General features: G+C 40.1%; 25 protein-coding genes. 8 read left to right on the top strand and 17 right to left on the bottom strand.

Translation table 11 applies throughout. The annotated features are described in order from the left end of the window. Nucleotides 1-74: 74 nt before the first annotated feature. On the bottom strand, nucleotides 75-1,034 hold the full coding sequence (gene spoVK / locus NST24_RS08730; RefSeq protein WP_008344008.1) for a stage V sporulation protein K: 960 nt from the start codon (nucleotides 1,032-1,034) through the stop codon (nucleotides 75-77). 320 nt (nucleotides 1,035-1,354) lie between these two features. Here spoVK and NST24_RS08725 point away from each other — a divergent pair, with 320 nt between their 5' ends. Further along, nucleotides 1,355-2,113: an N-acetylmuramoyl-L-alanine amidase gene (locus NST24_RS08725; protein ID WP_008344009.1), complete on the top strand. Its 759-nt coding sequence runs from the start codon at nucleotides 1,355-1,357 to the stop codon at nucleotides 2,111-2,113. 55 nt (nucleotides 2,114-2,168) lie between these two features. On the opposite strand, the gene NST24_RS08720 is transcribed toward NST24_RS08725, so the two are convergent. The 9 genes from NST24_RS08720 to NST24_RS08680 form a co-directional block, all read right to left on the bottom strand. Next, nucleotides 2,169-2,786: a hypothetical protein gene (locus NST24_RS08720; RefSeq protein WP_007499431.1), complete on the bottom strand. Its 618-nt coding sequence runs from the start codon at nucleotides 2,784-2,786 to the stop codon at nucleotides 2,169-2,171. A gap of 84 nt (nucleotides 2,787-2,870) precedes the next feature. Then, entirely contained in the window at nucleotides 2,871-3,851 is a 981-nt protein-coding gene (nrdF, locus tag NST24_RS08715; protein WP_024720404.1) for a class 1b ribonucleoside-diphosphate reductase subunit beta, read from the bottom strand. Nucleotides 3,852-3,868: 17 nt separating this feature from the next. Further along, nucleotides 3,869-5,971, bottom strand: coding sequence for a class 1b ribonucleoside-diphosphate reductase subunit alpha (gene nrdE / locus NST24_RS08710; protein WP_017359033.1), 2,103 nt, complete (start codon nucleotides 5,969-5,971; stop codon nucleotides 3,869-3,871). Continuing rightward, nucleotides 5,931-6,323: a class Ib ribonucleoside-diphosphate reductase assembly flavoprotein NrdI gene (nrdI, locus tag NST24_RS08705; RefSeq protein ID WP_017359034.1), complete on the bottom strand. Its 393-nt coding sequence runs from the start codon at nucleotides 6,321-6,323 to the stop codon at nucleotides 5,931-5,933. The genes nrdE and nrdI overlap by 41 nt, the downstream gene beginning before the upstream one ends. Nucleotides 6,324-6,588: 265 nt before the next feature. Then, nucleotides 6,589-6,801 carry a hypothetical protein gene (locus NST24_RS08700; protein ID WP_003212415.1) on the bottom strand — a complete coding sequence of 71 codons (213 nt, stop codon included), beginning with the start codon at nucleotides 6,799-6,801 and terminating at the stop codon, nucleotides 6,589-6,591. A gap of 79 nt (nucleotides 6,802-6,880) precedes the next feature. Beyond that, a complete protein-coding gene (locus tag NST24_RS08695; protein ID WP_025207367.1) occupies nucleotides 6,881-7,213 on the bottom strand; it encodes a YmzC family protein in 333 nt (110 codons plus the stop codon). Nucleotides 7,214-7,374: 161 nt separating this feature from the next. Next, nucleotides 7,375-7,596 carry an RNA chaperone Hfq gene (hfq, locus tag NST24_RS08690; RefSeq protein WP_003211269.1) on the bottom strand — a complete coding sequence of 74 codons (222 nt, stop codon included), beginning with the start codon at nucleotides 7,594-7,596 and terminating at the stop codon, nucleotides 7,375-7,377. Between the two features lie 25 nt (nucleotides 7,597-7,621). Then, nucleotides 7,622-8,572: a tRNA (adenosine(37)-N6)-dimethylallyltransferase MiaA gene (gene miaA, locus NST24_RS08685; protein ID WP_160757673.1), complete on the bottom strand. Its 951-nt coding sequence runs from the start codon at nucleotides 8,570-8,572 to the stop codon at nucleotides 7,622-7,624. A gap of 68 nt (nucleotides 8,573-8,640) precedes the next feature. Then, complete coding sequence (locus NST24_RS08680) at nucleotides 8,641-9,042, bottom strand: YmaF family protein (RefSeq protein WP_007499437.1); 402 nt, start codon at nucleotides 9,040-9,042, stop codon at nucleotides 8,641-8,643. 104 nt (nucleotides 9,043-9,146) lie between these two features. Between NST24_RS08680 and NST24_RS08675 the strand changes: the two genes are divergently transcribed. The 4 genes from NST24_RS08675 (at nucleotide 9,147) to NST24_RS08660 (ending at nucleotide 10,763) form a co-directional block, all read left to right on the top strand. Further along, nucleotides 9,147-9,404 carry a hypothetical protein gene (locus NST24_RS08675; RefSeq protein ID WP_047945888.1) on the top strand — a complete coding sequence of 86 codons (258 nt, stop codon included), beginning with the start codon at nucleotides 9,147-9,149 and terminating at the stop codon, nucleotides 9,402-9,404. Between the two features lie 112 nt (nucleotides 9,405-9,516). Next, nucleotides 9,517-10,059 (top strand): TetR/AcrR family transcriptional regulator, encoded by a 543-nt coding sequence (locus NST24_RS08670; RefSeq protein ID WP_041507251.1) that lies wholly within the window; start codon nucleotides 9,517-9,519, stop codon nucleotides 10,057-10,059. A 2-nt stretch (nucleotides 10,060-10,061) separates the two neighbouring features. Next, nucleotides 10,062-10,379, top strand: a complete 318-nt coding sequence (locus NST24_RS08665) for a multidrug efflux SMR transporter (protein WP_017367286.1) — start codon at nucleotides 10,062-10,064, stop codon at nucleotides 10,377-10,379. Between the two features lie 15 nt (nucleotides 10,380-10,394). Next, entirely contained in the window at nucleotides 10,395-10,763 is a 369-nt protein-coding gene (locus tag NST24_RS08660; protein ID WP_007499443.1) for a multidrug efflux SMR transporter, read from the top strand. 45 nt (nucleotides 10,764-10,808) lie between these two features. Here NST24_RS08660 and NST24_RS08655 read toward each other — a convergent pair whose 3' ends face one another. Then, complete coding sequence (locus NST24_RS08655; protein WP_017367284.1) at nucleotides 10,809-11,258, bottom strand: OsmC family protein; 450 nt, start codon at nucleotides 11,256-11,258, stop codon at nucleotides 10,809-10,811. Nucleotides 11,259-11,335: 77 nt separating this feature from the next. Next, nucleotides 11,336-12,070 (bottom strand): poly-gamma-glutamate hydrolase family protein, encoded by a 735-nt coding sequence (locus NST24_RS08650; protein WP_039166578.1) that lies wholly within the window; start codon nucleotides 12,068-12,070, stop codon nucleotides 11,336-11,338. A gap of 583 nt (nucleotides 12,071-12,653) precedes the next feature. Between NST24_RS08650 and NST24_RS08645 the strand changes: the two genes are divergently transcribed. Further along, the gene (locus tag NST24_RS08645) at nucleotides 12,654-13,979 is read left to right on the top strand and encodes a S8 family peptidase (RefSeq protein ID WP_342462548.1); all 1,326 of its coding nucleotides are present in this window, start codon (nucleotides 12,654-12,656) and stop codon (nucleotides 13,977-13,979) included. An 89-nt stretch (nucleotides 13,980-14,068) separates the two neighbouring features. On the opposite strand, the gene NST24_RS08640 is transcribed toward NST24_RS08645, so the two are convergent. The 3 genes from NST24_RS08640 to NST24_RS08630 all read right to left on the bottom strand — a co-directional run bounded on the left by NST24_RS08640 (nucleotide 14,069) and on the right by NST24_RS08630 (nucleotide 16,920). Further along, complete coding sequence (locus NST24_RS08640) at nucleotides 14,069-15,217, bottom strand: Rap family tetratricopeptide repeat protein (protein ID WP_008344020.1); 1,149 nt, start codon at nucleotides 15,215-15,217, stop codon at nucleotides 14,069-14,071. Between the two features lie 165 nt (nucleotides 15,218-15,382). After that, the gene (locus NST24_RS08635; protein WP_056704764.1) at nucleotides 15,383-16,132 is read right to left on the bottom strand and encodes a poly-gamma-glutamate hydrolase family protein; all 750 of its coding nucleotides are present in this window, start codon (nucleotides 16,130-16,132) and stop codon (nucleotides 15,383-15,385) included. A 314-nt stretch (nucleotides 16,133-16,446) separates the two neighbouring features. Next, the gene (locus NST24_RS08630) at nucleotides 16,447-16,920 is read right to left on the bottom strand and encodes a CarD family transcriptional regulator (RefSeq protein ID WP_007499456.1); all 474 of its coding nucleotides are present in this window, start codon (nucleotides 16,918-16,920) and stop codon (nucleotides 16,447-16,449) included. A gap of 591 nt (nucleotides 16,921-17,511) precedes the next feature. Here NST24_RS08630 and NST24_RS08625 point away from each other — a divergent pair. Next, a complete protein-coding gene (locus tag NST24_RS08625; RefSeq protein ID WP_201297787.1) occupies nucleotides 17,512-17,913 on the top strand; it encodes a hypothetical protein in 402 nt (133 codons plus the stop codon). 125 nt (nucleotides 17,914-18,038) lie between these two features. Then, complete coding sequence (gene bslA / locus NST24_RS08620; RefSeq protein ID WP_024720390.1) at nucleotides 18,039-18,575, top strand: biofilm surface layer hydrophobin BslA; 537 nt, start codon at nucleotides 18,039-18,041, stop codon at nucleotides 18,573-18,575. Between the two features lie 140 nt (nucleotides 18,576-18,715). Here the strand turns inward: bslA and NST24_RS08615 are convergent, their stop codons facing one another. Together NST24_RS08615 and mutL are read right to left on the bottom strand one after the other, a co-directional pair. After that, the gene (locus NST24_RS08615; RefSeq protein WP_167493203.1) at nucleotides 18,716-18,886 is read right to left on the bottom strand and encodes a hypothetical protein; all 171 of its coding nucleotides are present in this window, start codon (nucleotides 18,884-18,886) and stop codon (nucleotides 18,716-18,718) included. A 204-nt stretch (nucleotides 18,887-19,090) separates the two neighbouring features. Next, nucleotides 19,091-20,992: a DNA mismatch repair endonuclease MutL gene (mutL, locus tag NST24_RS08610; RefSeq protein ID WP_342462547.1), complete on the bottom strand. Its 1,902-nt coding sequence runs from the start codon at nucleotides 20,990-20,992 to the stop codon at nucleotides 19,091-19,093. Nucleotides 20,993-20,996 lie beyond the last annotated feature (4 nt).

The raw sequence follows: 20,996 nt of genomic DNA, 5'->3' as shown, positions 1-20,996 counted from the left end.
ACCAAACACACCACACGTATACCACCATTCGGAAGGTTTAATTTCTTGTCTCTTTACAAAAAGGATACGCCATTTCAAGAAGGCGTATCCTCTTTCATTTGCAGATCATGGCTTTTAATCGTAAGTAAGTCTTTTTTATCATAATGATCCACAAGAAGCAGCCTCATCGCCTGAGTTCGAATCGCTTTTTCAATGGTGTTTCGCACAAAACGGCCGTTGCTGAATTTGGCAGGACTCGTTGTGCTCTTGATGTGCATTAAATAGTCTCGCAGTTTCCATTCTGCCTCTTGGGTAAAGACATATTCCCGATCGGCCATCATCCGTTTTGCAATATCCATCAGCTGATCGACCGTATAATCAGGGAAGTTGATATTGATCGGAAATCTCGATTGCAGACCAGGGTTTAGAGAAAGAAAATGATCCATTTCCTTGGAGTATCCAGCTAAGATGAGGATGAATTCATGCTGCTTATCCTCCATATGTTTTACAAGGGTATCAATCGCTTCTTTCCCAAAATCTTTCTCTCCTCCGCGGGCAAGAGAATAGGCTTCATCGATGAACAAAATGCCGCCTAGTGATTTTTTAATCAAATCTCTTGTTTTTTGAGCTGTATGTCCAATGTACTCTCCAACCAGATCTCCTCGTTCTGCTTCAATTAAGTGCCCCTTTGAAAGAACATTCATTTCAAAGAAAAGCTTCCCGACAAGCCGTGCAACCGTTGTTTTCCCTGTGCCGGGGTTTCCTTTAAACATCATATGAAGCGCTTGTTTTCCTACCTTTAATCCTTGTTCTTGTCTTTTTTGATTGACAAAAATCCAAGCATAAATTTCTTTTATGTTTCGTTTCATTTCATCCATCCCGACAAGGCTGTTCATTTCTCGTTCTATTTCTCGTAAGATGCTGTGTTTGGCCTCATTTTTTTGCAAGGCCTCTAGGTATTCTGCCTCTGAATCTGCATCAACCAATACTTGCTTCTGTCCATTAAGTATAATGTTGATTTGGCCGTTATTTTTATATGTGACAGCTCGCTCCAACGTATTCACCTCTCGCTCTTCTCTCTTTAATCTATTCGGGTGGAGCTGTAATCGTGACAATCGCCCGCACTAGCATCGGTTTACTGTCAAAATGACCCGAGATACCGGTTATTGTAGGGGATTGTGCGGTTTCCCAGGAAATGATGTGCTATTTCCATTGTATTCATCCATTTCGGGCGGACAAACCAACAATTTGTTTTTTCTTAGAAAAATGGCGCTTTTTCATCACAAATTGTGCAGAAAAGAGTCTCGATGATTTCCGCATTTTGTACAGGCAATTTTTCTATTTCCTCATAAAATAAAGACGAGGTGATGAATAGATGGTGAAAATTTTTATTGATCCTGGCCACGGAGGAACAGATTCTGGAGCTGCTGCTAATGGACTTTTGGAGAAAAATATCACACTGCAAATTGCGCTTTTTCTGAGAGATATGTTGATTAGTGAATATGATGGGGTTTCCGTCCGCTTAAGTCGTTCAATTGACCAATCCGTCACGTTATCCCAGCGTACGAATGCGGCAAACAGCTGGGGAGCTGACTATTTCGTGTCTATTCATATTAATGCTGGCGGAGGCACAGGTTTTGAAAGTTATGTGTACCCTGGCGTTTCAGCACCAACCACCACGTATCGCAATGCCCTTCATGATGAGATTGTCCGCTCCGTTGATTTTGCCGACCGCGGCAAGAAAACGGCGAACTTCCACGTTCTGCGGGAAACTTCTATGTCTGCCATTTTAACTGAAAACGGTTTCATTGATACGGTAGCTGATGCAAATAAGCTCCGTAACGCTACTTTCCTTCAAGGGATCGCTCGTGCTCATGCCACTGGATTAGAAAAAGCCCTTCAATTGAAAAAAAAAGCAAGTAACCTATATAAAGTGCAAGCAGGGGCTTTCAAGGTCAAAGCCAATGCGGATGAACTAGCAGCTACACTCAGATCCAAAGGATTTGAAGCGCTGGTCGTACTGGATAGCGGCATGTACCGAGTCCAAGCTGGCGCTTTCCGTTCAAAGCAAAATGCAGATGACCTCGTCGCTCGATTAAAGCAGGCCGGTCACGACGCATTCGTTTTTCAATAATCTAAAAAACAAACCGGCTCAAGTCATCTTTAGAGCCGGTTTGTTGTCTATCCAATTATGCTAAAATGTTCACGACAAATTGAGACCATGTTTCAAGACGATCGAAGTACTCAGGCTTTTTCAAATCTGTTACTTTCATCCATTTTCCTGAGATTTGATCTGTTTCTTTTACTTCTACATGAGCACCTGGCGATAATTCAAGGGCTGATAACAGTCCGATGTGCACACGGCCGACACTGTTGTCATCATCATTAATGAGTCCAAGGGTTTTCATCTCAAGTTTGTCTTCCTCTTGAATCGAAAGTTCCTCGTCCAGTTCACGATCGGTATTTTCTTTTAGAATCTCAGCAAATTTTTTTCCTTCAATGAAATTCATATGACCGCCAAAGCCAAGAGATAACTTATGATGTAAGCGAGTCTCTCCCCCGCCTTGAAGTCTTTCATATACATACACTTCGTCCTCACGCTTAATCACGACATAAGGTATCGGCTGTTTGAAGTCAGGATTTTCTTCTGCATCGCCTCTTCGCATCTGCTCGAAGTGTTCTTCGATTTCTTTCATAATGGTGCTGATTGTTTTCTCTTCACTATTCACACCATTAAACGCAAGTGTTTCGTTTTGGAACACGCGTGCGCGCGGTGCAACTAAAATCATTTCGTCCATTTTTCCCATGTTCGGTAACCTCCAGTATGTAACACATTGTTAGAAATGGCAAAAAGCCAAAACGAGTGATGCGTTTTGACTTTTGCGTTTTAATTATGATTCATCTCCAAAGAAGAAATCGTCATCTTTTAACGGCTCAACTGTTGCCTTTTTGTAGCCGTTCCCTTTCATTGAGAAGAAGTCATGTGACTTTGTTTTTGTATTGAGTCCGTTCAATACAATTGGGTTGATCTCTTCTTCTTCAAAGTAAGGGGCAAATCCAAGGTTCATTAACGCTTTATTGGCATTGTAACGAATGAACTTTTTCACATCATGCGATAAATTGACTTGGTCATAAATATCCTCAGTGTAATGAAGTTCATTTTCATAAAGCTCATTAAGCAGATCGATAGAGAAATCATAAAGCTCTTTTTGCACGTCTGGTGTTTGTTTGTTGTAAATTTCTTGTGCTAATAATCCAACATACACACCGTGAATCGCTTCATCGCGCAAAATCAAGTTAATGATTTCACCACTTTGCATGAGCTTTCCTTGACCATAGAAATATAGCGGGTAGTAAAAGCCGCTATAGAATAGGAAGCTTTCTAAATACACTGAAGCAACCATTGCTTTAAATAAGGAAATCGGGTCATCCTTTTGAATGGAACGGTACAGACCTACAATCATATCTGCTTTCTTTTGCAAGAATTTATTTTTCTTGACCCATTCAAATACTTCACTAATCGTTTCAGTCGGTGCAAGTGTCATGAAGATATTTGAGTATGATTTTGCATGCACTGCATTTTCCATCATGGCCATAAAGTTTAACACGGCTTTACGCTGATGACCGTCCACATGTTCAGCCACTATCGGCATTCCTGTATTTCCTTGTTCTGTATCAAGTAACGTCAGTCCAGCCAGTACCTTCATGTACGTATCCTGCTCTTTTTCACCTAAATATTTCCACGTTAAGAGATCCCCGTTTAAGGAAATCTCCTCTGGAAGCCAGAATTGCTTGACGTTTTGGTTGTAAAACATTTGTGTAAAATCGTCTTCGTGTTTTGACCAGTTGGCTGCATCATAAATTTTTGTCACGTTAAACTCTCCTTTAATCAAACAACACAAGAAAGACAGCCTTCCTGCCCTGTATCCTTCGTTCTTGCATAATAAAGTGTCTTAATGCCTTTATGGTGTGCATAAAGATCGATGCGATTTAAGTCACGCGTTGTCATCGTATCTTTTAGGAATAATGTAAAGCTGATTCCTTGATCGACGTGCTGCTGAATGGTTGCGATCATATCGACCACTTTAAACATGTCCATATCGTATGCTTCTTTATAGAAGAACCAGTTTTGTGCTGAAAGTCCTGGCATTGGATAATACGTTTTGCTGTTTCCGTATGTTCTTTCTTCGATACGTTCCATAATTGGCATCACAGACGCTGTTGCCGATTGAACATACGAAATAGAACCTGTTGGCGCAATACATAATCGATAGCTATGGTACATGCCATTTTCCGCTACAAAATCTTTGAGTGCTGCCCAATCTTCTTTTGTTGGAATGTGCATGCCTTCAAATAGCGCAGCTGCTTTTTCTGTTTTTGGAGTGAAATCATTTTCTACGTATTTATTGAAGTACTCTCCTGTTGCATAACCAGAGCCCTCATAACGGTGGAATGTTTCCCCTTTTTCTTTTGCAAGCTCACTTGAACGCTTAATGGAGTAATAGTTCACCATCATAAAGAACGTATTAGCGAAATCTCTTGCTTCTTCACTTTCATAAGCGATTTGGTTTTGAGCTAAATACCCGTGAAGGTTCATCGCACCAAGTCCAATTGACTTCATCGCTTTGTTCGCTTTTCTAACAGCTGGTGCATTGCGGATATCTGTTGTTTCAGACACAAGTGTAAGTGAGTCCGTTGCAAGCTTGACTGTTTTTTCAATGGATTTGTTTTTCATCACGTTCATGATATTTAAAGAACCAAGGTTACAAGAAATATCAAGTCCGATCTCATCATCTTGATCATAGTCCGTGTAAGAAGAGACTTCTGAAGCTTGAAGTACTTCTGAGCAAAGGTTTGAGAATTTCACACGTGAAATATGGTTCAGAGCGTGCTCTCTATTCACATTATCTTGGAACATGATATATGGATAGCCTGATTCTGAGCGCAGAACAGCTAATTTTTCAAGAAGTTTTCTCGGATTGACTTTTTCTTTTTTGACTTTCGGGTTTTCTACAAGCTCGTCATACATTTCTTCCATATCCATCTCATCAAGATGCTGTCCATAAGCTTTATAAACTGTATGAGGATAGAATGTGTAAGCTGTTTTATCTTCTCTAGCAAGCTCGATAAATTTATCTGGGATGACGACACCGATCGAAAGTGTTTTTACACGAACATCTTCATCCGCAGAGATTTTTTTCGTATCTAAGAAATCATTAATATCTCTGTGGAAAATATTCAGGTAGGCACTGCCTGAACCTTGTCTTTGTCCCATTTGATCTGCATATCGGAATGCATTATCAAGAAGTTTCATGACGCCTACGACACCTTTGGTCGCATTTTCAACATCTTTGATTGCTTCACCTTTCGCACGAAGCTTTGAAAGGTTCAAGCTGACTCCGCCGCCTAATTTAGACAGCTGCATGGAAATATCAATGGCTCTTGAGATATCGTTTAATGAGTCATTCACTTCAAGCAAGAAGCAGCTCACCAGCTCACCACGTCTTTTACGGCCTGCGTTTAAGAATGTTGGTGTACTTGGCTGATACTCTTGGTTGATCATCAGTTCCACAAACTCAAGTGCTTTCTTTTTGTCTCCGCCCGCAAAGAAAAGAGCCACAACTGAAATGCGGTCTTCATAGCGTTCAAGGATTTTCTTTTTGTCATTTGTTTTCAGTGCATAGTCATTGTAAAACTTAAACGCACTCATAAATGATGGGAATCTAAATTTCTTGGCATATGCAGCTTCAAATACTTCTTTAATATCTGACATGCTGTATTGTCTTAAAAATTCTTCCTCATAGTAGTCGTTTTCTATTAAGTAATCAATCTTCTCTTCTAGATTATGAAAGAAGACCGTGTTTTGATTAATATAATCTACGAAATAACTATGTACAGCTTCTTTGTCCTTGTCGAACTGAAACTTTCCTTCTTTTTGAATCATAATCTCGTTATTTAATTGTATCCACTTTGGAACCTGATTTTGTGACAATTCTTTCTACCTCCTGTGTAAACAATTCAACATCCCTTTTTGTTCCGCTTAGTTCAAAGGTGTGCAAAATAGGAACTTGATATTGTTTAGAAATCGTATCGGCGCTTTTGGCAAAGTTATCTCCCCACACTTTGTTCCCACTCACCGCTACACCTAGTAAAAGGTGCGCATTTTTCTCTAAAAATGACTGAGTGGTACCAGGGACTTGTCCAAATCCTGTCGTAAAGGTGACGAGAATAAACGGCGTATCCAAAAACTCTTCTCCAGTCAATTTTCGTTTGTCTGTAAAAGGGGTCTTGTCCAAAAAGCGTTGAACATTTCCTGTTTTTGAATCAAATACGATTTGAATCAATTCCATCACGACCTAGTTTTTAGTATTGTTGATCATTTCGTTATTCACTATATATAGTATACTATGTTTTTTCAAAACACAATATATAGATACTCAAAACGAAAAAAATCAACCAACCCGGCCGAACATTCATAGCCGAACTCGTACGTTCAAATAAATAGAGCAGAGCAGGTTCTAAAAATAGACTGCCCTACTCCCTATTCAACTGAAACCGAAATCTATCATAACACGAAAAAAAATCGCTTAGTAGACTAGACTTTTTGTTTTATTTTTTGTAGGCATCGCACTGTAAATCTTCTGACACTTCTGTTATTTCCACTTCAACACCTAATTCTTTGAGCACCGCTTCAAGCGCAGAGACGATCGAGGCTTCTCTTACTAACTCTTTCCCGTTTACAGAAACGCTTGTTCCATATTCGAAACAGGAGTCATCTTCACAAGTTTGTTCCCAATGATTAATTTTAATTTTGTGTGTCATGAACTCATCCTTTTCTGTCTAGATGTCTGATGCATGTTTATAGTGTAGCGACTTCACATTCATTTGTAAATTTACGTGCTTACTCTTCATCAAAGTCTTCACTATCACCATCATCTTCATCCCATTCATCTATGTACTTTGTCGTAATGAGCGTCAGCTCTCCTTCTTTTTCATCAAACCGGTATACATGTACTTCATCATCTTTCACAACAGCAATGTGATTATTTTTTAGCGCAACAGATGATGGTAAAAGACCATCAACATGGCTTCCATCATGCTCACCAGAATGGTTATGCCAACTTTCTTGTCTCGTTTCGATGTTCGAGATGGCGCATGATCCAAATAAGACAACGATTCCAATCAAAAGAAGGATCACTCGAATCCTTCTCAATTCAAGCTCTGCATTTTCCATATAAATCCCCTCACCTTTTAAATGTCCAATAAGGATTTATACGCAACTTGGACAGAAAAGTTTCATGGCATACAAAATAGCCCCTCTGCACTGACAAAAAACGTAGCGGGTTTCGGCCGGTTTATTCGCAGCTGCATGGGGCTATTGGTGAAAACGGGTGTTTATTCTAATTCAAGATTTACATTTTTTTGAGGTGCAAATGTTGAAATCGCATGTTTATAAATAAGCTGCTGCTTCCCTTCTGTCTCAAGCAGCACCGTGAAATTGTCAAATCCCTTTACTTGACCGCGAAGCTGAAAGCCATTCAGTAAAAATACTGTGACAAATGTATTGTCTTTGCGGATCTGATTCAAAAATTGGTCCTGAATATTAATCGGTTTCATGTTTCGTCCTCCTTGATTCTGATAACTACAGTTTCGCTTTAAGTCCAAGCTTTCCTGCTATATATGCGAAAATTTCCTCTTTTTTGTCCGAAAAGTGGCAAGGTGGTGTCATATCAAACCAGGTGACATCCATTTTATTACGGAACCACGTAAACTGACGCTTCGCATATCTGCGGGAATTTTGTTTTAATTGCTGGATGGCTTCATCAAGTGAGCAATCGCCTTGAAAATAGGCATACAACTCTTTATAACCAATCGCTTGAACAGACTGACAATCTTTCAAACCAGATTGATAAAGTGCGCTCACTTCTTCAATTAAGCCTTCATCTAACATCATATCAATTCTTTGATGAATGCGCTCGTACAAAAGCTCTCGGTCCATTTTCAGCCCAATGAAGGCAGTGTCATAAAGAGGAACTTCTTGATGCCCGTTTTGCATATCAGACATTTTCTGACCTGTTGTATGGATGATTTCAAGCGCCCTTATCACGCGGCGGACGTTATTCGGATGAATCGCTTTTGCAGCGTCAGGATCGGCTTCTTTTAGCTTTTCATACAGCTTGATCGGTCCATGCTGCTGTTCAAACAGCGTCATCTCTTCTCTAAAAGCAGGATCACTTTTCTCATCAGTAAACGTGTAATCATATAAAACAGACTGAATATATAGCCCAGTTCCACCAACAATCATGGGCGTTTTCCCTCTCGCAGCAATCTCTTTGATTTTTAAGCGGACAAGCTGCTGAAATTCAGCTGTAGAAAACGATTCATCCGGTTGTTTAATATCGATTAAATGGTGCGGTACGCCATCCATTTCTTCAGGGGTGATTTTCGCTGTGCCAATATCCATCCCTTTATAGATCTGCATGGAATCTCCGCTGATAATTTCTCCATTAAATGCTTTCGCTATATCAATGCTCAGCTTTGTTTTTCCGACAGCCGTCGGACCTACTAATACAATCACTGGTTGTTTTTTCATAACATCACTCTCTTTTACAAACTGCCTACAGTATAGCATAACTTCTCTTTCTCTCCTATATCCTCCCGTCACCAGCCAAGTGGTTCATTCCCGACCACTTCATATGTCTTTCCTTTTAAACGGTGCTTATGCGTTGGCCTTTCTTCATCTGGACTGTAAACGACTCCCCCGTATGGAATCGGGACAGAGTCGGTATAGGCAGAAAACGTGACTTCCTCAATTTCATGGTAGTGCGTCCCGTCCACTCTTGGGATAGCAGGTCCAGTGACGCCATAATATCTATGAAAATGCCCTCTTTCAAATGACGTGATCCCCCGGTAATAATGAGTATGTCTGTCGGTACTGCTTCCATTCACAGGCTGAGAAATACCTTCTATTAAATGATAATGTTCTTCTGTTACATCCGTTCGCGCTTTATAAGCATGTGCATGAGGTGGACATTTAGCCCAATCAGACGGATACAGGCCCATTTTTTACATTCCTCCTTATTTTAGGCATTCACCCAAACACAAGTGGGCCACTCGAATACACTGATGTCAGTTACAGTGATTTTATGTGAAAGGAGTCTTTTTTTATGAATTATTTTGACGCACCGTTTGTTCAAGATGAGATGAGAAGACCTTTTGGATTTGGACGCCCTGGATTTGGTTTTGGAAGACCTGGGTTTGGGCGCCCTGGTTTTGGCTATGGGAGACCTGGATTTTTTGGACCGCCATTTTTAGGTGGTTTTGCTGGAGGGCTTTTAGCTGGGTCGCTTCTTGCTCCAGGATATGGCTATGGTTATCCTTATCCACCGCCATACCCGCCATATGGACCATACCCTTATTATTAAATATGACGATTTAGTGAAAACATCCTCTTATAAAATGAATCGATTGACACATTTGTTTTTCATAGGTTAACATTTACTTTACCGACCGTTCAGTAAAGTAGGTGTTTTTTTTATGTCTAAAACGAAAAAAGAACAAATTTTTGAGGCAGCAGCTCACACCATTCTAAAAGAAGGATTGAGTCAGCTCACCCTTCAGCAGGTGGCAGAACATGCAAATATGACCAAAGCCGGGCTACTGTATCATTTTTCGAGCAAGGAAGACCTGATCCAGCAAATGAATGAGCATGCGGTTGCCTCTTTTCGTCAGCAGCTTGACACGTATCAGGAAACATACAAAAACGAAAAGGCACCTTATGTACGTGCCTATATATTGGCCACATTAAATGACCTTGATAGACAAAACACCACACAGCTATGTACAAGCATGCTGGCTACCATGTCATTTGATGAAGCATTATTAAATCCTTGGCGTCATTTTTATGCGGAATTTAAAGAAAAAGCAACCGAGGAAATCAATGACCCTGCACTTAGCCAGCTGATCCGTCTTGCCTGTGATGGTATATGGTTTTCAGAAATGTTTCAGCTTGAACCATTGAATCGAGAGGAAAAAACCCTTTTACTTCATCGGATTTTACACATTTTAGAGGAGGGATGATGATGATCCTCGGATATCTTTTTTTGGCTATCGCCATTTTTTCAGAAGCAATCGGGGCAGCGATGCTGAAACTATCAAATGGTTTCACACGCTTTAAACCTAGCGCTGTCGTTGTCGCTGGCTACACACTTGCTTTTTACATGTTGTCATTGACCCTTAATATCATTCCACTTAGCATGTCTTACGCCACTTGGTCTGGGGTCGGTACCGTCCTCACGGCTTTTTTTGGCGTGCTCTTTTTCAAAGAAACCTTGAACCGTCAAGCACTTATTGGAATGGCGATGCTTGTTTCAGGGGTCGTACTATTAAATATGTCTTAAAGGATGTGAAGTGATATGAAAGGAATGCTTTATTTAACAGGAGCCATTTTGACAGAGGTTTTTGGCAGTACGATGCTGAAGCTTTCGCAAGGTTTTACACAGGTGCTGCCGAGTATGGGGGTGCTAATCGGATTTGGGTGTGCCTTTACCTTTCTCAGTTTGGCACTCAAAACAATTGAGTTGTCATCTGCATATGCCACTTGGTCTGGCGTCGGTACAGCACTTACTGCTCTTGTGGGCCTCGTGCTATTTAACGAAACCATTCATATGAAAGGATTCATTGGTCTTGCACTTGTCATATGCGGCGTCATTGTCTTAAATCAATCCAAAAAACAAAAAGAAGAAAAGAAAGAACCATTCGATCAAACCGAATGGACGTCATAAAAAAAGTCATTTTCTCCATTAATCAAGAGAAAATGACTTTTTTACTTAATAACCAGCTTTGATGGTTTCTTCTAAGGAAATATGGACATTCCCTTGCACAGCTCTAGAGATCATACATGAGCTTTCAGCTTTATGTGCAAGCTTACGAGCTCGTTCTATGTCCTGTGCTGTAGCCGACTCTTTGAGAATGATGACAGGACGGTGAATGATTTTCTCATATGTAAACACACCGTTTGTCACATCGACAACTGCCTCAGAGCTCATCGATAAATCCTCTTTCTCTAATTGACTCCGCTCCATCATGGCTGCAAGTGTAATGATATAACATGTGGCCGCTGCACCTAGGAGCATCTCATCTGGATTTGTTCCAATACCCGGTCCATCCATTTCTTTTGGAATGGAAATCTCCGTCTTTAACTGTTCACATTCGATTGTCCCCACATCGTTACGCAGACCAGGCCAGCTTGCCTGAAGATGAAAATGATGACGCGCCATATCTGTCTCTCCTTTTGTTATCACTTTTTATAGTGTAACAAGAATTCACGCTGCTTGTCTTAACATGTGCACCATTTTTATGTATATTCCTCATCAAGCACTGTCCGAATCGCCCTGACATACCGGTAGAACGTCTCGTTTTTTGTACTGGACCGCCGCCGAAAGTCAAAACTGTCAAATAAAGCTTCACGCTGACTTCTACTAATCTCTAGCTGTACACTTTGCCCTGTTTTTGTAAGATTATTAATATTATGATTGCTTGTTCCGCTCAGGGTTGCGTGTGCGACAGCCAGTTCAGCAGAAAATCCATTCCGCTCTAATGAGTTCACAATTTTCTCTGCACGATCATAGTCTGTTCCGCCAACAAGGGTGTGGTCAATTCCCGGCTCCCCTTTATAACCATGAACAGCTAAGACATAATCATGTGCTTTTGCCTGTGCGACTCCGATTGGTTCATCGAAGTTTGTACTTGTAATATGAAGTTCTGATGCATTTTCTCTCAAACCTTCAAATAAGTACGTAGAAAAATCGTTATCAAAAAAATGGACAATCTCACTAACGCCGCCTTCGATTCTCCCGCCATGAGGCGACATCACTAGAAGACGGCTGCCGGGCACTGGATTGGATGTAATTTGATAATGATCTGTTGATTCATTCTCTTCCAGTTCTTTAAAATTGCGATACATATCATTTGAACCGCTTTCGTCTTCTCCACCTGATGACACTGGCTCATCATGTTCCTGTGCTTGCATGGTATAATAGACGCCCCATCCGATGACAAGCAGGAGAAGCAAAGCAAAAAACTTCTTCATTCCCGTTCTCCTTTAACAGATTTCTAAGCCGTTTCTATGATTAATATTGAATCATCATTTCTTTTCATTTTTTCCACATTTTCTCTTCAAATTTGATCATAACACTCTAGATCATGAGATTCCTCAAAAATAAGATAATTGCATTTATATACACAGAAACGCCTCTCCTGATTGAAAACAGAGTTAGAATAGTATGACAAACAAATGAAGTTATGTTTAAAATGACCTAGTTCTACCCAGTCTGTTTTCTTTAATTCGTCTTTTTTTTATGCGAATTTGATTTTTTTCATCTGGAATGAATCACATTTGTATGAGCATTGACCCTGTCTAGAACCCCCTTTTTTCTGCAGAATCCTCTGTTTTACTGGTTCTCTAAGAAGAACTCTCCCACCTATCATCGGCAGTTTTGATATGATTTCCACCTTTTTCTATTATTTTACAAAATGTAAGCGCTTTTCTTTTTAAAGGGAATGAGTCAGCCGCCAATATGAACAAAAGAAGGGACAAGAATCCGAACAAAGATGCTGTCATGTTCATAACGTAAGAGTGTACGAGAATGGATAGCTAGAATGGAGGGCATCACATGTTTGGATTTTCCATGGTACAAATGGTCAGAACACATGCTAGTAAATTGGATCAGCCTTTAAGAGAGACCGTCCTTCACCTCTATAAGCCTTTTAAGTGGACGCCTTGTTTTCTTCATCGTTTTTTTGAAGGAAGGTTAAAGAAGAGCAAGAAGCTTCGGGTCATCATTGAATTTAAAGAAGATGCAGTTGAAGCAGGTATTCAAAGCACAAAGCAGCTAATGAAAAAAAGCAGAAAAACAAACATCAAAAAACATTTTTCACATATTAACTGCTGCGCAGCTGATCTTACCCCTGCTGCTTTAGAGGAACTCTTAGCAAATGGGGAGCATATTCGCAAAATATATTTAGACAGACAGGTACATGCACTGCTGGATGTGGCAACACAATCAAGTCATGCGGATGAAGTCGTCCGAAATGGCACGACCTTAACCGGTGAAGGCATTACGGTTGCGGTCGTTGACACAGGCGTATACCCACATGAGGACTTAGATGGAAGAATTCGCGACTTTGTAGATTTAGTCAAACAAAAAACGAAACCTTATGATGATAACGGTCATGGAACGCATTGCGCTGGGGATGTGGCTGGAGACGGAGCTGCTTCAGACGGCTTATACAAAGGACCCGCTCCAAAAGCCAATATCATTGGGGTAAAAGTGTTAAATAAACAAGGCGCTGGATCACTTTCTACTATTATAGAAGGTGTTGAGTGGTGCATACAGTTCAACGAAGACCATCCTGATGACCCAATTCACATCATCAGTATGTCACTAGGCGGCGATGCACAGCGTTATGATGACGAACAAGACGATCCGATGGTGCGCGCTGTCAATGCAGCTTGGGATCAAGGGATTGTCGTATGCGTTGCTGCTGGGAACTCTGGTCCTAACAGTCAAACGATCGCAAGCCCTGCCGTGAGTCAAAAAGTCATTACGGTCGGAGCCTATGATGATCGAAATACGCCAGAATCAAGTGACGATGTCGTGGCACCATTTTCGAGCAGAGGTCCAACGGTCTACGGTGAAACAAAGCCTGACCTCCTCGCACCAGGAGTCAATATCGTCTCTCTTAGATCACCAAGATCATTCCTAGATAAACTAGATAAATCAAGTAGAGTCGATGATGATTATACGACGTTATCCGGCACTTCGATGGCGACACCCATTTGTGCCGGTATCTGCGCACTATTATTAGAGCATTCACCAGATTTAACACCTGATGAAGTCAAAGCCTTATTAAAAGAAAATACAAGCAAGTGGTCTGGAGAGGACCCAATGATTTACGGAACAGGTGCCATCGACGCAGAAAAAGCAATCCAAGAATAAATAAAAAAGCCCTTTACGTTTTTCGTAAAGGGTGTTGTTTTGTCTGTTTTTATGTGTGAAGTCTTTCTTCTACTTGAGCAGCTGACATGTTATGCTTCGTTCTCATACATCTCATCTCCTTTTTGAATGTGCGTACGCGCTTCGATCACAATTTCAAAAAAAGTGGAAGATTCCTTGTACATGTCGCGTTCCTTATAATAATTAGCCGCATCAAGTGCCAATTCCTCTAAATCAGCAAACATTTTTTTGTTTCGTAGTCCCAAAAGGGCTGATCTCAATTGTTCAGAGCTGTCTGTTTCTATATAGAGTGCCTGTAAAAATTGGAATTTCAATTGATAAATTTCATCTCCCAATATAGAGGCCTGATTCATGCCTTCCTTTATAGCCTCACTCGCTCGCTCCATATCTTCGAGTTTAAAACAAGTAAGAGCCAGTGAAAACAATGATTTGATCATCGTTGCAGCTTGATCTTTTTGATAAAGTGAAATGGCTTGTTCAAAGAAGACAGTCGCTGTATGATAGGTTCCCATACTATAATGACAAGTTCCTAAGTTATTAAGGGCCATCGCCTTAAAATAAGATGTGCATTCTTTTCTTTCCATTGCTTCACACACTTTTAAAGCTTTTTCTAAATACGGGAGCGCTTTTTGATGCTGACTTACATCAATCCAATTACCTGCCATCACAAAATCGCATTGAATGCTTCTTTTTCCATAAAGCTGATGTTTCTTATAGATGTCTCTCGCTTTTTTCGCATAATGCATAGAAAAATAGGTTTGTTTCATATGATAGTATACTTCAGCAATTTTATAATAAAATTCCGCTTTTTCGATCTCATCTGTCACTAAGATCAGCTGATGTTCCGCATGCTTATAATAGGAAATGGCTTCGATATACCGGTGCTGGGTAAATGCATACATTCCATGGAAAAAATGAAAGTAATAGCCCAATAAACCCGTCATCTCATCTTCTGCCTCTTCAATGTCTTTTGGAAAAGAGACGGCTTGAAGCGATTCATTCCCTGCATGGACTGGCGTTAAGTGCTGAAGCATCATTTGATGGCGAAAATCCATGAGAGAATAATAGAGTAATAAATCTTGATCTTCTTCCATCTCATGAATGTCTTCTTCAACAAGACGCTTCATATCGTTTGCCTGATCAACTTCAAATTTGCAAATATGTGTGTACCATTGATTGATTTTTACACCTACTTCGGAAGATGGTATTTTGTGTGCCATCCACTTCAGCCCCATTCTATCATATCAAACTGATAACTATTATTTTACATAATTTATGATTTTAAGGCAAATTGTCATTTATTTCATATTTTATGTTGATTTTGCACATTTCTATCTTTTTTACCAAGTTTAAAGAGAGTACTTTTGCCCATCAAAACCTTTTTTCTACGAAGAAGGGTCGAATTCTCTAAGCACTTCTTTTAAACCACTGACATAGCGACTAAATGCTTTTTTCTTTCCTTTTCTCGTATCAAAGTTGTCAAAAAAAGCTTTTCTCTGCGCCGTACTAATTTCTAATTGGACACTTTCGCCACTGGCATTTTGATTATTAATGTTGTTTGGATCCGTTCCAGAGAGGCGCTCGCCTTTTTGCACGAGCTCTGCGGAGAAGCCCCGGTCTTTTAGTTCTCTCACAACCGCTTCTTGCATTTTTTCGTTTGTCCCGCCCACAAGTGTATGTCTTCTATCACTTTTATAGCCGTGGATAGATATAGAAAAGGGATATGTTTTAATCATTTGAACCAAAATCGGTTCATCGAATTTTGTACTAGTGATATGCAAGTCACGATTGTTATCTTGTTTTGTCCCTTCAAATAAATACGTAGAGTACTTCTTTTCAAATGCTTCTACAATTTCACTTGTTCCTGGTTCAATTTCGCCGCCGTGAGGAGAAAAGACAAGTAAGTCACTTCCCCCTTTTTCATGAAACTCTATCTCATAGCCGTCTCTTTCATGCCGTATAAGCTGTTTAAAACTTTCATATTGATCCCCTTTTTTTCGCTCTTTCTTATACTTTTCTACTTCTTCATGATGTTGTTTTTGCTCTTTATTTTCTTGGATAGAATGGCTGCATTTCACCATTAAAAGAGCACACAGGATGAGAAAGATGAATCCACATATGAGTAGTCTTTTCATTTCACCGCTCCTTTTCATTCTCTTCGATGTCATCTTATCGCATTATTTTACTATCAATCGCTAAAAGAATTCAAAGAATGTCCGGCTCCTTTTCATGAATCAGGAGTACTTACCTGTTTTTTTATGTTGCCCTAGGTATTTTCGGCTTCTTTAAAACGGTTCATGTGCAAGTAAAAACTAAATCCTATGACCTCATTTTAGTTTTAGTCAAAAACGCCTACAAAATTGGGAATTTTCATCTTTTTTCAAATAAAAAAGCTGTAAACAAAAGGAATATCTCCTTCTGTTTACAGCCAGTCTCTGTATATCCAGCATTAAACTCTCAATTCATTCTCTAATGCTGTCAGCACTTCATCTTGCGACATGCCTTGTGCAAGTGAAATTTCGCTCACTAACATGCCCCGTGCATCTTCAAGCATCTTCTTTTCACTAGAATTTAAGGCTTTTTTCTGATTACGTCTCATCAGATCTTTGACAACGTCTGCGCCATCTTCAATCGAACCTGTTTTTAGCTTTTTCAGATTTTCATCATATCTTTGCTTCCAAGTAAGCGTGTCGTCGTTTGTTTCTTCTGCAAAATTGTTCATCACAACTTTCAGCGTAGCTTGATCAGCTACCGGACGTATACCTAGTTGATTGATTCTGCCTTTTGGGACCATCATCTGCATATTCGGCATTTGAATCAGAAAATATTCCTGCGTCTTACCTAAAATCTCTTTTTCTTCCATTCCTTCAATCACACCGGCTCCATGCATTGGATAAACAATTTTATCACCTATTTGAAACAAATCCGCCACCTCCGAAAGTATTCACAATATCATTATAACACATTTCAGCAGAGGATAAAAATTTATATTTTATCATGTTAATTTAGCACTAGTCAATTCTTTTTATTTGAGTTTTTAAAGAATTAGCCTTTTTTTACAAAAGGAGCGCCACCATCCAGTCCTCGTACACCTTTCTTGCATATACTAGCATTGAGTCACATTTAGGAGGGATGACAATGTGCAAATGCAAGAGCAAACATTCCCACTCAAAATGCTATAAAAAGCATGACGATCATCACCATATTGATCCGTGTGAAAAAAAGAAGTTTTATCATAAAAAAGATGATTGGTTTGAGAGCGATTTTTGGGATACGTCAAGAAGCTACGATCCCCATTATTTTCCTAAAAGTGTCTGCAACAGATGTAAGAAGCGTCGCAGAAAAAGACATAGCTTCTCATTTTAGTGTTTGACGCTGCACCTGCTTTTTGTTTTCCCGGCTGAAAAGCCGGTTTTTTTGTTACATGTCGTTCTTTTCTTTCATATGGATAGGCTCATGAAACAGGTGCAGCTCATAAGATATGGCAACCTGAAAAAAAAGGATGAGATACAAAATGAATAATATGAATAACCAAACCAACCATTACCATCAAGGAAATCCCTATCACACGTTTGAAAATGTGTATACAGCCAATCATGAGCATATGATCGCACCAAACATGCATGACCATATGAATATGCCAAATCATTATCATACCGGTAAAAAAGATGCTTATAGCGGACACCACCCGCATCATCATTCAGCCTATTCCCCTTTTACGAAGCAGTATGAACCCTATTCAAATGTACAGATGAACGATCACCATCACTTCGGTCACTACGGCGGTTATGGTATGGCTCCCTACCAGCCATATGGCTATCATGATATGCAGATGATGATGCCTGCAAATCATCATATGACAGGAAATGCTTACGGAATGAACCAACCAAATGCATTCCTCCCCCGTTATTACTAAAAAACAAGCAAAATAAGGGTATAAAATACCATTTAATGACATATAGGAATATGGTAATCTTATAGGTAAATAATGGATGTAATCATCTATTATTTACCTATAATCAACCAAGGGGGAAGGAAAAAATGAAGAAAACATGGACAATGATTATGATGGGGATGCTTACATTGGTCATGGCACTCTCAGTACCGCTAGCCGCATCAGCTGAAGGGGCTAAAACAGAGGAAAGTAAAGCTTCAACGAATGCAAGGCCAGCTGCCCTTTATGCAAAAATCACAGGAGCTAGTAAACAAGAATGGTCTTTTTCTGACATTGACCTGACTTACCGTCCAAATTCTGTTCTAAGTATTGGTGCAGTCGAATTTACTTTACCAGCAGGTTTTCAAGCCACAACAAAGGATATTATCAATGGAAAAGCTTTAAAAGACAGTTACATTTTGAACAATGGAAAAACTGTTCGCATTCCAGCTCGTTTCGATTTATTCGGAAGTTCCCAATATACATTACAACTTTCTCATAAAGTACTTCCTGCTGCAGGTACATATACGTTCCGCGCAGAAAATCGTGCGATCAGCATCGGTTCCACATTTTATGCAGAGGATACGATTGATATTAATAAACGACCAGTTGTCGTCACACCGCCAAATCCTTGCGGATGCTAAACAAAAAAGCGCTCTTAGAGCGCTTTTTCTCATTTATCATATCTCTTGCCGCTGTGCTTACTGCATATAATTGTTACACCATATCTCATGATGGTCTGTCATCATTTAGTTGGCAAATCCATATATGGCGTTTTTTATTGTTATTTTTGCTCTTTTAGTTTTTTAAAAATCACAAATTGATATACGCCAAATAGTAAGGTTAGGATCATAATTGCGGTAAATAGTTGATCGACTGGAAGCAAAAAATATACGACAAAAAAAGATAAAAGCAAAACAAAGTAACCTATATTGAACGCTTTTTTGAATGTCATCATATTCCCTCCTTTTTACAATCATATCACGCTTCACCTAATCGTATAACCAAATAACAAAAACCCCTATCCATTTGAGGAAAGGGGTTATCCTTACAACATGACAGCGGATGTTTATCTTCACATCACAAAAACACGAAACAGACTATCGGATTGAAAAATTAATTGGTGGGCAAACCGATTCACCCACCATCTCAAACCTAGCTACATCACCCGCTTAAACATCTTCTCCATTTCATATGTGGAATGATGAATCATAATCGGCCGGCCATGCGGACATGTAAATGGGTCTTGTGTTTGCCGGAGTTCATCTAATAAGGCTTTGATTTCATCGTGACGCAAATGACGATTTGCTTTAATCGAGCCTTTACAGCTCATCATGATCGCCGCTTCTTCTCTCAGTTTCTTGATATCCACACGCTTTTCATCAAGTACTTGCTGAATGATTTCTTCGATGAGTTCAGCCTCTTCTCCTTTAGGAAACCACTGCGGATGCGATCGAACGATATAGCTGCCTGATCCGAATGGCTCTAAGAAGACCCCTACTTTTGCTAAAATATCGATATGCTCTTCAATAATCAACATATCGTTTTTTGAGTAGTGAAAGGTTAATGGAACAAGCATTTCTTGCACTTCCTGTTCAATGTCTCCTACCTTTTCACGAAAGTACTCATACTTGATTCGCTCTTGGGCAGCGTGCTGATCGATGATATAAAGACCGCGTTCATTTTGAGCCAAAATATACGTTCCGTGCATTTGTCCAATCGGATACATCACAGGGACACGTTCACTTTCAGCCTGATGCTGGGCTGCACTGTCTTCCAGTATCACTTCGTCATGTTGTTCATGCGAAGCTGCAGATTCCTCTACATATACATGGTCAAACGTTTCTTTAGACGATGCTGGTAAAGTCGCTTCCGTACTTTCCGGTTCACGCACCCCGTATGTGTCGTTCTGACTGGTCTCGTATACAGCCGATTCGAGCGAGTCCGGCTCATAGGAAGCAGGTGTTTCCATTCGGCTTTTCATTGTTTGTTTAGAATCAAAAGATAAAGACTGCTGCTCATTTTTCACTGCTGGCATTGGTGCTTTTTTTGGCACTGAAGCACTTGGAATAAGCTGCTGCTTTTGAAAGACGTCTTTAATCCCTTGTTTGATCAACTCATGAAGTTCCTGCTCTTTACTTAGTCTGACTTCAAGTTTAGAAGGATGTACGTTCACATCGACTAAAATTGGGTCCATCTTCATCTCAATAAATGTAATCGGATGGCGTCCGATCGGGAGCAGTGTATGGTATCCTTCATGAATGGCTTTCACCAGTGGGAAATGCTTGACATATCTACCGTTGACAACAGAAGACATATAATTACGTGATGCCCTTGTCACTTCTGGTAAGGAAATATAGCCTTTTACTTCAAAATCAAGTGATTGTACATGTAGTGGCAGCATTTTTTTGGCCACTGCCGTTCCATAAATGGCCGCAAGCACATGCCGCACATCTCCGTTTCCATTTGTTTGAAGCAGCACTTTTCCTTGATGTCGCAAACGAATCGACACTTCTGGATGAGCAAGTGCAATTCGGTTCACAACATCAGAGATGTTGCCAAGCTCCGTATGAACAGTTTTCATGTATTTTAGACGGGCTGGCGTATTATAAAATAAATTGGTGACCACAATTTCGGTGCCGCGACGGCCAGAGGTTTTTTTCTCCGAAATGATCTTCCCGCCTTGGAGAGCTAAGTGTGTTCCAGCACCTTCACCGGTACTTGTCTTCATTTCTAAGTGAGAGACGGAGGCAATACTTGGCAGCGCCTCCCCCCTGAAACCGAGCGTCCTGACACGAAACAGATCATTTTCATCTTTGATTTTACTCGTCGCATGACGCTGAAAGGCGAGCTTACAATCTTCAGCATCGATTCCCACCCCATTATCAATAATTCTAATAGAAGAAAGTCCTGCTTCTTCTACATCGATTTCAATGACAGTACTACTAGCATCGATCGCATTTTCCACGAGCTCCTTCACAACAGAAGCCGGACGTTCGACCACTTCACCAGCTGCAATTTTATTTGATAGGTCATCGGATAACTGAATAATCTTTGCCATTTCT

The sequence above is a fragment of the Bacillus sp. FSL R5-0286 genome (genome assembly GCF_038593245.1).
GTDB lineage: Bacteria > Bacillota > Bacilli > Bacillales > Bacillaceae > Bacillus > Bacillus altitudinis.
The sequence above is the reverse complement of the archived record's forward strand: the minus strand, read 5'-3'. Positions and strand labels throughout refer to the sequence as shown.